Here is a 12,809-nt window from a genome sequence, read left to right as displayed (position 1 = left end):
TGTATCACCTCCGGGGTTTACCGCTCACCCACTGGAAAGACTTCCGGTACCAGGTTATACCGTTTTGAGATGATATAGTTGCTCTGAATTTGCTGCATAAGGGTGATAACGTCCTCTGCTGTAGCTTGGCTGGACTGACAATCAAATTGGCATGCAAGGTGGATACCTGTAGGCCTCCCGTGTTTACCCTTTGACGCTGCTGTTTGAAACAGCCGGGCCGCTCGGTCACTGGGCGGATTTCGGAGTACGCTGCCTGCGTACGCATATGAAGTGGCAAAAACGTCTATGATTTTGGCAAGCCCCATCACTTCCGAAACGACTTTGCGTTCATTATGCCAAACTGAATATACAGCTTCTGGCACAACGCCTCTCCGTTAATGCATCACAGAGTGGTAATACGCAAATTCCCTGTCCTCCTTGCTGTAACGTACCCATTCGCCTGTCTCCAGCACAATCTCAGCGGATTGAAATATGCGTGACACATCCGATCCATAAGCACCAGCGTTAAATGTACACAACTTCTGCCCGCAGGACCCACTTCTTTTGGTACTAACCACAATCACCTTTGGATAGCATGGAATGCTTCTGCCGTTACGCATAAATCATGCTGCTCAACAACCATAGAAGTATCCCCTGCTATACGACAAAAACCGTGATGCGGCGCCTTGGAACGATTGTCACAATTTATACGGTATCTTATGTCAGTCCTGCCTTGTGTGTGACAATCGCCCAGAACACACTTTACCTGCGTACAGCAAGCCTTTGAATCTCCTTCACCAGCACCTCGGCTGCATCCGGCTTGCCAAGTTCCCGAGATGCTGCGGCCATGCGTTTGCGGGCCGCTTCATCATTCATGATGCGGGCAATAGCCTCATATAGCGCTTTTCCCGACAGATCCTTCTCCAGCATCGTGACAGAAGCTCCGCCACCTTCCAGTGTACGCGCATTCGCTTCCTGATGATTATTCGTCACGTTAGGTGACGGTATCAGAATGGAAGGAATGCCAAGCGATGTAATTTCGGCGAGGAATGACGCTCCTGCACGATTCACAATCAATGAGGTACAGGCGAGAACTTCCGGCATATTATGCACATAAGGAAGCACATGCAAGTGGTTTGGCATCGTTCCAAGTGAACTGCGTATGGCTTCTCGTGTTTCGTCAAAATAGGATTCACCTGTAACATAAACGACGTGTACATCATCCAGCTTCTCCAGCATGGGAGCCATGTCCACCATCGCTTTATTGATGGCCTTAGCCCCGCGGCTGCCTCCAACAACCAGCACAACCCGGCTGTCCATTGGCACGCCCAGTGTGGCAAAGCCTCGATCACGGCTGGCCTTGGCAACCGTGGTTGCCCTCGGATTACCCGTGTACACTACTCTTTTCGCTCCCGAGAAAGCCTTCTCTGAACCTTCGAAGCTAACTGCAACGGTATCCACATAACGAGTAAGGAACTTGTTGGTTAAGCCAGGGATCGCATTTTGTTCATGAATGACACTTGGAATCCCTAGTTTGGCAGCTGCATAAACCACAGGTCCACATACATAGCCGCCTGTCCCGATCACCACATCAGGTTTGAATTCCTTCAGCATTTTCTTCGATTTTCGGACGCCCTGAATAAAGCGCATAACGGTCTTCAGATTGTCCACGGACAACTTCCGTCGGAATCCTGTGATATCAATGGATTGAAAAGGAATGTTCTCCTGTGGCACTAACTTGCTCTCCAATCCACGGGTTCCTCCAATATATAAAAATGTCGAGTCGGGATTCTCCGCCTCACATTGTCTTGCTATGGCAACGGCCGGATAGATATGTCCACCGGTACCGCCGCCGCTTAGTACGACTCGCATCGCATAGTCACCTCGCATAACGTGATAAGTTTAACAGTATCCCTAGTGCTGTCAGCATCAAGGTCAGAGATGATCCGCCATAACTGATCAGCGGAAGGGTTATTCCGGTAACGGGCATGAGCCCGATGACTACGCCGATATTGATTATGACTTGTACAGCCACCATGCCGATAATGCCTACACCCAGCAAACTGCCAAAAGCATCCGGTACTGTCATCGCTACTCGCATACCTCTCCAAACCAGCACCAGGAACAATAGAAGTACAATGAGTCCGCCAATAAACCCGAGCTCTTCAGCCAATATGGAAAAAATGAAATCCGTTTGTGGTTCGGGCACATAGCTGTATTTTTGCCGGCTCATCCCAAGGCCCAGACCTGCCAGGCCACCCGGTCCGATTGCGTACAACGATTGTATGATTTGATAGCCGGCTCCAAGCGGATCGGACCATGGGTCTAGAAAAGCTGTTATTCGCTTCAGTCGGTAGGGAGCAGCTGCAATCAACGCGGCAAATCCCACAGCTCCGCCAAGAGCAAGCAGCAGCAAATGTTTCATTCTCGCGCCTGCCGTAAAAATAATCAGCATGGATGCGCCCATCATGACGGTGCCTGTCCCCAAATCGGGCTGCAGCATAATAATGCCGAAGGCGAGACCTATCAAACCAAGCGGGGGCAACAATCCGGTTGTGAATGTTTTGATTTTCCCCGGTTCCTTGCTCAGCCAGTGAGCCAAAAACAAAATCATGCCCAGCTTCATGAATTCAGAGGGCTGAATGCCGAACGATCCAATGCCGAGCCAGCTTCGTGCTCCGCCGCGGACCACACCGATCCCGGGAATTAACACCGCAATCAGCATAATAAAACAGGCGATCAATATCGGTTTCGCATATTTCCGCCAGACCCGGTAATCCACATTGGCTGTGACAAACATGGCAGCCAGTCCGAGTCCAGCAAATAACAACTGTCTTTTGACAAAATAAAATGAATCGCCATAGTCATGAAAAGCAAGCACCGAGCCCGCACTATAGACCATAATAATGCCGATGGCAAGCAATGCCACAATACAAATCAGGAGCCAGATATCCGGCGCCGGTCGCGTCTGTTTCATCAGGAGGCCACCCCTTGCATGGAAGTAGGGGCTTTTCCACCCCCCTACTTACAAGTTATGCGCCGCCTCTTTAAAAATGCGTCCCCGCTCCTCATAAGAAGCAAACATGTCCCAACTTGCACACGCCGGTGAGAGCAAGACTATATCACCAGGCGCTGCAAGCCGCGACGCTTCCTGCACTGCAGCGGTTAACGTCTGGGCAGCATCCTCCTCATTATCGACGACCTTAATTTGCTTTAATCCCGCCAGTTCCGCGACCTTGGCGATTTTCTCCCGTGTTTCGCCGAGAGCCACAACTGCTTTTACCCGTTCCTGGAACAAGGGGAGCAGCTCCATCATGTCTGAACCCCGATCCAGTCCTCCGGCGATCAGCACGACCGGAGCCTTGAAGGAATTCAATGCCATCACGGTTGCCTTCGAATTGGTAGCCTTGGAATTGTTATAGTACTTGGCACCATTGTGCTCCAGAACATACTCCAAACGGTGCTCAACCGCTTTGAATTCGGACAGGGGTACATCAAGTACAGCCGGATCGGCACCTGCCGCTACTGCAATGGCTACCGCAGCCAGGGCGTTCCCAACATTAAATTGTCCTGGTATTCCAATGTTATCAACGTCTATAACGATGTGGTGGTTTCCTTGGCCGTCGGCATATACCACCTGGCGTTTCACATCATCCTCTTCTCCATCCACGTAAGGAGGATCGGCGTATACGCCTGCTTCCAGCTTCTCAGTCATGGAGAACGGAAGCAGCCTGCTTTTAATATAAGGAACCAACTCCCGGCATACAGGATCATCCCAGTTCAGCACGGCTACATCATCGGGAAGCTGATTGGCAAAAATTTTAGCTTTGGAAGCGACATAGTCATCCATATCCCCATGATAATCCAGATGCGTTTCTGTAACGTTAAGCAGACTTGCAATCCGGGGACGGAAATGAACAGTTCCCTTAAGCTGGAAACTACTGAGTTCAACGACCATCCAGTTATCGGCCGTAGCTTGTTCTGCTGCCTCGCTTAGTGGCGTACCAATATTGCCGGCAACAATCGGGTTCAAGCCTGCATGCTCCAGCATTTTGCCAACCCATGTTGTAGTCGTTGTTTTCCCGTTGGAACCTGTAATCCCGATCATCGGTGCTGCACAGAGGTGGTAAGCCACTTCCACTTCCGTAACAACCTCAATTCCGAGGGAAAGAGCCTGCTGTACTGGTGGCGCCTGATAAGGGATGCCCGGGTTTTTAACCACAAGCTTCACACCCTCATGAATCAGATCATCGGGATGGCCCCCGCATACAACAGAAATTCCCAAAGCCTCCAATTCGGATGCTTCGGGACACTGTTCCCTCTCTTTTTTATCATTCACTGTGACTTTCGCTCCCGCACGGTCCAGCACCTTGGCAACTTGCACGCCACTCTTTGCCAGTCCGAGCACAACAACCTGTTGACCGCGATATGATTCAGGATGGTTCATGATTTACAACCCCTTGTTGAGATAAAGTCCGAGCGCAGCCAAAATAGCACCGACTGCCCAAAAAGTAATAACAACCCGCCATTCCGACCATCCGCTTAATTCGAAGTGGTGGTGAATAGGACTCATTTTGAATACACGCTTGCCCCGGGTCTTGAACGATACCACTTGAATAATAACGGATAGAATCTCGATGACGAACACACCACCAATGATTACAAAAAGAAGCTCCGTCTTCGTAACAATGGCTACGGCACCAATGGCACCACCAATACCTAGTGAGCCCGTGTCTCCCATAAACACTTTGGCCGGATGCGCATTGTATACAAGAAAACCAAGCACAGCCCCAATCATGGCTGCTGCACATACCGCTGCCGGCATAGACGTCGCCTGCATAGCTACGATGGCAAACGCCCCAAACGCAATAGCACTGATTCCGGACAGCAAACCATCCAGTCCATCCGTAAAGTTAACGGCATTGGTGATCGCGAGCATCATGAACACCACAAACGGATAATAGAACCACCCCGTCCAATCGAAGGAGACGGATGTTCCGGGAATCGAGATGGCTGTGCTGTGCCCATTCTGAATGAGCAAGAAACACATTACGGCACTGAAAAACAGTTGCCCCAGCATCTTTTGTCTGGCGGTCAGTCCCAAAGAACGTTTGAATACAATTTTGATATAGTCATCCAGGAAACCGATCAGTCCAAAACCGAGCGTAGCCACGAGCAGGACATAGAAATCCGTATTCTTGACTGCTGAAAACTTCAAAAAGGCTAATGTAAATGCAAGCAGGATCACAACCCCGCCCATCGTCGGAGTCCCGCTCTTTTTCAGATGGCTCTGCGGCCCGTCTTCCCGAACCTGCTGCCCGAATTTCATTCGGCGAAGTAATGGAATCAATAGCGGTGCGGCAATCACCGCCAAAATAAATGAAACGCCGATTGTTAACAGTAATACCTGAAAATCCATGGGTTCACCCCTCTAGTCTACTCAATTCTGTAATGATGCTATTTTTAGTGATTCGACCACGTCCTCCAGCTTCATGCCCCGGGAGGCTTTGAACAAAACGACGTCTCTGGGATGCAATTTTTCCAGCAGGTAACGGGTCATCTCTTCCTTGTTTTCAAATGCATGTACGGCTTCTGCAGGCATGTGCAGTTTTGCACCTTCAGCTATATTCACCGATAACGGTCCATAGGTTAGCACCAAGTCCATTTTCCCTGGCGTAATATACTCTCCGATGCCACGGTGAAGCTCCTGTTCCTGAGGTCCAAGTTCCAACATGTCTCCAAGTACCGCTACTCGAGAACGATAGCCTTTGAGTCCTTCAAGCACATCAATAGCTGCTTTCATCGACGTTGGACTTGCATTGTAGGCATCATTAAGCATCGTCAGTCCGCTGACTCCTTGAATTACCTCAATGCGCATGCCCGTCAGTTTCAAGCTGGATAGCCCGGAAGCAATCTGTTCGGCTGTTACACCAAAGTGACGTGCAACTGCAAGTGCAGCCAGACAGTTAACGACATTGTGTGTACCAAGCAGAGGAAGCGTAAGTGCTTGTTCCCCCAACTGTTTTGTCGTGAAAACAACACCGTTCTGAGCATTCATGAGTCCTGTCGGGTAATCATCATTGTCTGTCTGAAGTCCAAATGTAAATCGTTTCATTCCCTCGGGCTGCTTCGTTTCCGCTTCAGCCAGAACCTGCTTAATCAACGGCTCGTCTCCGTTATAAATTAACAGGCCGCCTGGTTTCATGCCTGCAGCAATTTCGGCTTTTGCTCTGGCAATCTCCAGCCTGGAGCCAAGCTGCAGCAGATGGGATTCACCAATATTCGTAATAATGGCGATATCCGGCTGAGCAATCAAAGACAATGCCTCGATTTCTCTGCGGCCGCTCATGCCCATTTCCAGAATCACAATCTCGGTATCTTGTTCCATACTTAGCACTGTAAGAGGAAGCCCGATATGATTGTTGAAGTTGCCCTGCGTCTTATGCACCTTGAAGGTGGTAGAGAGAATGGCATCCACAATGTCCTTGGTTGTTGTTTTGCCATTGCTGCCGGTAATGCCCACCACGGAAGTTTGGCTCTCAGCCAGATAAGCAGATGCAAGCCCCTGCAGGGCTGCCAGCGTGTCTTCAACGACGATGACTGCTCCTTCCTGAGGGGGAACACCATGATCATTTTGCCATAACGCCCCTGCGGCTCCCTTTTCTAAACAGGCTTGCACAAATTCGTGTCCGTCAAACCTCTCGCCGACAAGCGGGATAAACAAACTGCCTTCTACTGGCTTGCGTGAATCCGTAAATACACCTTCAACGCGGATGTCTCCGTAAGCAGTGTAGTCGTTTAGTGTTCCTCCGCACATTTCGGCCAATTGCGCTAATGTTCTTTTTATCAATTGGATTTGCCCCTTATCGCCTCTTTGGCTATGATCCGATCATCGAAATCCGTTTTGGTTGTTCCGATAATTTGATAGGTCTCATGACCCTTGCCCGCAATCAATACTACATCGGCTGGGCTTGCCATTTCAATAGCTTCATGTATTGCCTGACGACGATCTACGACCATGAGATAACGATCAGATGGTACGCCTTCTTCTACCAGACCTACTTCAATATCTTTGAGAATCAGATCCGGATCCTCCGTGCGTGGATTGTCAGAAGTTACAAATACAATGTCACTATACTTCGCTGCAATTTTCCCCATTAATGGACGTTTGGTCCGATCCCGGTCTCCCCCACATCCGAATACACAGATGACTCGCCCTTCGGCAAACTCTTTTACCGTTCGCAATACGTTTTCCAAGCCGTCCGGTGTATGAGCGTAGTCCACAATAACAGCAAATGACTGACCTTCGTCTACGGCTTCAACACGTCCATCCACACCAGGAACCGTCTCAAGACTGCGTTTAATCTCTTCCAAGGGTACCCCTTCAACAAGTGCAGCAGAGATAGCTGCCATGGCGTTATATACGTTGAATTTCCCCACCATGCGCAAGTTAATGTCTGTACTGCCTGCGAATGTATCCACATGGAAAGACGTGCCCTGCGATGTAATCGAGATGTTGGATGCCCGTACATCAGCATTATCTTCCATGCCATATGTAATGACTTCAGCTGCAGTCACGGATTTGAAATAATTGGCCGATGGATCATCAGCGTTAATGACCGCAAATTTGCGACGGGAGGCATCCTCTGCAAACTCGTTGCCAAGTCTTGCAAAGAAAAGGCCTTTTGCTGCGCGGTACTCTTCCATGGAATTATGATAGTCCAGATGATCTTGGGTCAAGTTGGTGAATACCGAAGTACGGAAATTGGTTCCTTTTACACGTCCCTGCTCCAGCGCATGTGATGAGACCTCCATTACGCAGCAGTCCGTACCCGCTTGAACCATATCATACAGACTGCGCTGCAGATCGAGTGCTTCTGGTGTAGTTCCCGACATTGGATAGGTCCGCCCGTCGTAACGCATTTGAATGGTACCAATCAAACCTGTCTTCTGTCCATGATCACTCATGATCTTTTCAATCAGATAGGTGGTGGTTGTCTTTCCGTTCGTTCCCGTTACACCAATCATATTCATCTTATGGCTTGGTGAGTCAAAGAAAGAGTCTGCAAGGACTGCCATTGCAAAACGACTGTCTTTGACCAGCAGTTGCGGTACAGGTAGTTCCAGTTGTCGTTCCACGACTAGTGCTACCGCTCCGGCATTCATAGCTTTTTCCGCATAATCATGTCCATCTACCGTATGTCCCGGAAGACAGATAAACAGATCTCCCGGTTGAACCTGGCGGGAATCTGTCTGTAAGTTTTGGCATTCTGTATCAGGCTCGCCAATCAGGCGGGCAGTTGTCAGCTTTGATGCAAATTGTTTTAAAAGCACATGAATAACCTCACTTCTTCAAGTTTACTTCTGCTCAAGGCATTTCTTTTTATTAATATCGTCCATATAGCCATTTAATGAAACGCAACTTTATGAATTTTGTTGCGCTAGGACTCGGAGCCGGTTAAGGCTCCTGTCCTGCTTCCCCTGTATGGTCGTGTGCTTCGTTCAGCACATCACTCATATAGATTCGTATGGTAGAGCCCTGCTCCACCCTTGCTCCGGGCTTCGGAGCCTGGTTAATGACGTACTTTCCGCTGCCGGACTTAGCCAGCATAAAGTTCATGTTGAGATCTTCATACAGATCTTCTACCGTTGCACCTGTGAGATCGGGAACCGTAACAATTTTGGTTTCGCCATACTTGTATTCTTTCGCAACCTGATCCTTGCGCACAGGAACGTTCATATAGTGCAGCGAGTCTTCAAGAATATTCTGTACAATCGGAGCTGCAACGACACCCCCGAACTGAATCCCTTTTGGATTATCGACAGCCGTGTACACTACGATCTGTGGATCATCTGCCGGAGCAAAGCCAATAAAGGATACAATATGCTCGGTAGAGGAATAACGTCCGTTAATAACCTTCTGGGCTGTACCTGTTTTGCCGCCTACCCGATATCCGTCGATGAACGCCGGTCTTCCTGTGCCTTTTGCAACAACACTTTCCAGAGCCTCACGAACCTGCTTGGATGTGTCTTCCGAAATGACCTGCCGCACAAGTTCCGGCTTGACTTCTTCCATTACTTCTCCCGTTTCAGGATGAACCCACGCTTTGGTTACATAAGGTTTGTAGAGCTTGCCTCCATTGATGGCAGCCGATACGGCCGCCACTTGCTGAATGGGTGTAACGGAAACGCCTTGCCCAAAGGCTGTTGTCGCAAGCTCCACAGGACCCACTCGGGACAGCTTGAACAAAATACCACTTGCCTCACCGCTAAGATCAATACCTGTTTTGGTTCCGAATCCAAAGTCTTTGATGTAAGAAAACAAGGACTCTTTACCCAGCTTTTGACCCAGAGCCACGAACCCGGGATTGCAGGAGTTTTCCACGACTTGCAGGAAGGTCTGACTCCCATGTCCGCCTTTTTTCCAGCATCGCAGCCGGGCACCTCCAACTTCAACATATCCTGGGTCAAAGAATTGATCCTGCTGCAGATTCACCTTCTTCTCTTCCAATGCTGCCGCCAAAGTAATGATTTTAAAAGTTGAACCCGGTTCGTATGTCATCCATATCGGTAAATTCCGGTTATAGATTTCAGATGGATACTGCTGGTAATCCGCTGGTTCATACCCTGGTCTGCTGGCCATGCCGAGGACTTCACCCGTCTTCGGGTTCATGGCGATAGCCAGAGCGGAGTTCGCCTGGAATTTGACCATGGCCTGATCCAGTTCCCTTTCCATAATGGATTGGATCGATTTATCAATCGTGAGCTCCAGGTTAAGACCATCTCTTGGTTCCACATACTTCTCAGATGAGCCCGGCATAAGCCTTCCGGCCGCATCGGACAAGTAGGACACACTGCCATTTAAACCGGTCAACTTCTCATCATACCTTTTTTCGACCCCGGTCAATCCCTGGTTATCAATCCCCGTAAAACCAAGAATGTGAGCGGCCAGATCATCATAAGGATAGAATCGTTTATTATCCTCTGCAACAACGATACCCGGAAGCTTCAAATCACGAATGCGCTGAGCTTTCTCCATCGTAATTTTGCGGCCGCCGGGTTGTAGTCGTACAATCAGTTCTCTTTTCTTGATGGTTGCCAGCACTTTCTCTTCAGTCATTCCAAGTAAAGGGGCTAGTGCCTTCGCTGTAGTCTCCGCTTCCTTCACTTGAGCCGGAATCGCCATAATCGTCGGTGTAGTTACATTATAGGCAAGAGAGGTACCATTGCGATCCAGGATCTCTCCCCGTTTGGCTGAATACGGAATGTTCCGCCGCCAGGACTCCTCCGCTTTCGCAGACAATTCCGGACCTTTCCCGAGTTGTACATAAGCAAGCCTGATCACCAGGGCCGAAAATAACAATACCAAAATGAGCAAACTCCATAACAGCCTGCGCCGTAGATTTACACTTGAACCCTTCACGAAAAGATCCCCCCACTCGTCCCAAAATCATGACCTCGTTCATTCATGAATATTCGGGACAACCGGGGGTTAGAACAAGCTATAAATTCAACGGCTATGGGAGGACTGGATCAATCGCGGCACCAGAAGACGAGTCAGTCTCATTGGCTGGAGCCTCTGTTCCATCCGAGTTCCCTGTTTCTTCTGTCTTGCTGGACTCTTCTGCTGCACCCTCTTCCTCCAATGCAGCATCCGAAGACTCAGGATCTTCATCCGCTATTCCGGTTACTGCGGCCTTTGCAGTCTGCAATGTGAGCTGTATGGTCCGCTGTTCCCCGGAGACCTGCTCCTTTTGACTCACGACATAACCCTCACCCTTGACAATCACTCCTACTTTCATGAGTGAAAGAACTTCCATGGCATCACGGAGTGATTCCCCTGTCAGATCAGGCACTTTCATACTGCTGCTGTCTTCCGTAAGCAGATAAATTCGCTGACCTGGGTTCATAAATTCGCCTGCAGCAGGGTACTGGCGAATAACACTCTCGCCCTTCCCTAGGGTCTCGTAAGCAATTCCTGCGTTCAGCAGCTGGCTTCTAGCCTGTTTGGCCGTTTTCCCAGTCAAGTCAGGAGTCTTCGTCTGAACGATAGTAGCTGCCTTTTTGTCCGTGGTCTTTGTCGTATCTTTTGGAACACCCATGTATTGCAGGGTTTGACTGACAATCTTTTTGAATACAGGAGCTGCAGCAGCACCACCACCAATGTTGGTTCCACTCGGTTGGTCAATGACGACCAGCATCGCAATTTTGGGATTGTTCACAGGGGCAAATCCGATAAACGAAACGACGTCTTTGGTTTTACTATATTCCCCGTTCACCCATTTTCTTGCTGTACCCGTTTTACCGGCCACCCGGTATCCTTCTATATAGGCGTTGCGCCCGGTACCGATCTGCTGGTCTGCTACAACTTGTTCCAAATAGCCACTGACCAGTTTCGCAGATTCCTTGGAGATGACCTGGCGGACCTCTTTTGGCTTGGTCACTTCAGTTGTTCCGTCATTTGGATTAATGATTTCCTTCACCAAATGAGGAACCATCAGTTTGCCACCGTTGGCAATGGCCGAAATGGCTGCCACCTGCTGGATTGGGGTTACCTGTACGAGACCATGTCCGTATGCAGCCGTTGCAATCTCAGATTTGTACACCAATGGTTTGATCGGTGAAGCCGACTCACTTGGCAGATCAATGCCCGTCTTTTGTCCGAATCCGAATTCGTCTATGTAATGACGCAGTCGTTCGCCGCCAAGCATGTTGTAACCGAGATTAACAAAGGCAACGTTACTTGAACGTTTGACGCCTTCAAGATAGGAAATCGTACCATAAGTGTGGCCATTATCACTGATTGAATATCCGCCAATGTTGAGCCGTTTGGACTCAAACGTCGCGTTTGGATCAAACAGCTTCTCTTCTACAGCACCCGCCAATGTAACAATCTTAAAGGTCGAGCCTGGTTCGTAGATGGACTGTGTTGCATGGTTAATGAAATCTTTTTGATCCGGAGTTTCCCAGTACGTATTGGGATTAAAATTCGGCCAGTTCGCCATGCCCAAGATTTCCATCGTGTTTGGGTCTGCTGCAATGACGGTCATACTGAGCGGATTATACTGAGCAACTGCTTCCTTGATGGCATCTTCAATGTAAAATTGAATGGTATCATCAATCGTCAGCTTCAGGTTATTTCCGTTTTGAGGTGGAAGATAGTTATCCTGAGAATCAGGAAGCTTGATGCCTTTGGCATCCTTTTGGTAGTTCAGGTAACCATCAGTGCCCGTCAGTTCTTCATCATACGAAACTTCAAGCCCGTTTACAGCTTTACCGTCACGACTCATGTAACCCAGAAGATGCGATGCAAGCGTCTCTTCGGGGTAAAACCGCTTCGATTCCTGTGCCATTACGATGGCGTTCTGAGCTTTGTACTCTTCCTTCAGTTCTTCCCTCAGCGCAGTTACTTTAGCTGCCAATTCCGGGCTAATTTTGTAGCCCTCACTACGTACTTCACGTTGTTGATAAAAACTACCATCTTTCTTCTTAGCAGTCACCAAAGCACGCATTTCACTTTCGTTTTTACCAAGGATTGCTGCGAGCTTGGTCGTAACGACATCTTCAATCCCAAGTTCATGGATCATCTCGGGATTAACCGATACCGTATATGCAGGCGCATCCGTTGCCAAGATGTTGCCGTTCCGATCCGTAATAGACCCCCGGCTTGCCTTAATCGTCTGCTCACGTTCCACCAGCTCGGATGCATATCCTTGCCAGGTACTGCCGTTTACAACTTGAATAAAAAAGATTCGGGTTATTAGTACAAGAAAAAAGAGGGTAATACATCCCCCTATAAGCAGCGTGCGCATCTTTATTCTTTTTACCAT

The 12,809-nt window shown here is 49.0% G+C and carries 10 protein-coding genes; all 10 read right to left on the bottom strand.

Annotation, left to right across the window (positions count from 1 at the left end; all coding sequences use genetic code 11):
* Positions 1–17: 17 nt before the first annotated feature.
* Positions 18–362 (bottom strand): hypothetical protein, encoded by a 345-nt coding sequence (locus tag CHI14_RS18090; protein ID WP_095289975.1) that lies wholly within the window; start codon positions 360–362, stop codon positions 18–20.
* A gap of 12 nt (positions 363–374) precedes the next feature.
* Positions 375–599, bottom strand: a complete 225-nt coding sequence (locus tag CHI14_RS30320) for a hypothetical protein (RefSeq protein WP_095289974.1) — start codon at positions 597–599, stop codon at positions 375–377.
* A gap of 142 nt (positions 600–741) precedes the next feature.
* Positions 742–1,851: an undecaprenyldiphospho-muramoylpentapeptide beta-N-acetylglucosaminyltransferase gene (murG, locus tag CHI14_RS18080; RefSeq protein ID WP_095289972.1), complete on the bottom strand. Its 1,110-nt coding sequence runs from the start codon at positions 1,849–1,851 to the stop codon at positions 742–744.
* A gap of 7 nt (positions 1,852–1,858) precedes the next feature.
* Entirely contained in the window at positions 1,859–2,956 is a 1,098-nt protein-coding gene (spoVE, locus tag CHI14_RS18075; protein WP_095289970.1) for a stage V sporulation protein E, read from the bottom strand.
* Between the two features lie 48 nt (positions 2,957–3,004).
* Positions 3,005–4,426, bottom strand: a complete 1,422-nt coding sequence (gene murD, locus CHI14_RS18070; RefSeq protein WP_095289969.1) for a UDP-N-acetylmuramoyl-L-alanine--D-glutamate ligase — start codon at positions 4,424–4,426, stop codon at positions 3,005–3,007.
* A 3-nt stretch (positions 4,427–4,429) separates the two neighbouring features.
* The gene (gene mraY / locus CHI14_RS18065; protein WP_095289967.1) at positions 4,430–5,398 is read right to left on the bottom strand and encodes a phospho-N-acetylmuramoyl-pentapeptide-transferase; all 969 of its coding nucleotides are present in this window, start codon (positions 5,396–5,398) and stop codon (positions 4,430–4,432) included.
* A 21-nt stretch (positions 5,399–5,419) separates the two neighbouring features.
* On the bottom strand, positions 5,420–6,826 hold the full coding sequence (locus CHI14_RS18060; RefSeq protein WP_095290169.1) for a UDP-N-acetylmuramoyl-tripeptide--D-alanyl-D-alanine ligase: 1,407 nt from the start codon (positions 6,824–6,826) through the stop codon (positions 5,420–5,422).
* Entirely contained in the window at positions 6,826–8,313 is a 1,488-nt protein-coding gene (locus CHI14_RS18055; protein ID WP_095289966.1) for a UDP-N-acetylmuramoyl-L-alanyl-D-glutamate--2,6-diaminopimelate ligase, read from the bottom strand. The genes CHI14_RS18060 and CHI14_RS18055 overlap by 1 nt, the downstream gene beginning before the upstream one ends.
* A gap of 124 nt (positions 8,314–8,437) precedes the next feature.
* Positions 8,438–10,402 (bottom strand): stage V sporulation protein D, encoded by a 1,965-nt coding sequence (locus tag CHI14_RS18050; protein ID WP_095289964.1) that lies wholly within the window; start codon positions 10,400–10,402, stop codon positions 8,438–8,440.
* 94 nt (positions 10,403–10,496) lie between these two features.
* Positions 10,497–12,809, bottom strand: a complete 2,313-nt coding sequence (locus CHI14_RS18045) for a penicillin-binding transpeptidase domain-containing protein (protein WP_095289963.1) — start codon at positions 12,807–12,809, stop codon at positions 10,497–10,499.

It is taken from the genome of Paenibacillus sp. 7516, assembly GCF_002272715.1.
Classification (GTDB): Bacteria; Bacillota; Bacilli; order Paenibacillales; family Paenibacillaceae; genus Paenibacillus; species Paenibacillus illinoisensis_A.
This window is presented reverse-complemented; position numbering and strand designations above follow the sequence as displayed.

What these genes read in the sequence shown, in the direction of transcription:
- CHI14_RS30320 (WP_095289974.1), bottom strand. Translation starts at nt 599, where the DNA reads ATGCGTAACGGCAGAAGCATTCCATGCTATCCAAAGGTGATTGTGGTT.
- murG (WP_095289972.1), bottom strand. Translation starts at nt 1,851, where the DNA reads ATGCGAGTCGTACTAAGCGGCGGCGGTACCGGTGGACATATCTATCCG.
- spoVE (WP_095289970.1), bottom strand. Translation starts at nt 2,956, where the DNA reads ATGAAACAGACGCGACCGGCGCCGGATATCTGGCTCCTGATTTGTATT.
- murD (WP_095289969.1), bottom strand. Translation starts at nt 4,426, where the DNA reads ATGAACCATCCTGAATCATATCGCGGTCAACAGGTTGTTGTGCTCGGA.
- mraY (WP_095289967.1), bottom strand. Translation starts at nt 5,398, where the DNA reads ATGGATTTTCAGGTATTACTGTTAACAATCGGCGTTTCATTTATTTTG.
- CHI14_RS18045 (WP_095289963.1), bottom strand. Translation starts at nt 12,809, where the DNA reads ATGGTAAAAAGAATAAAGATGCGCACGCTGCTTATAGGGGGATGTATT.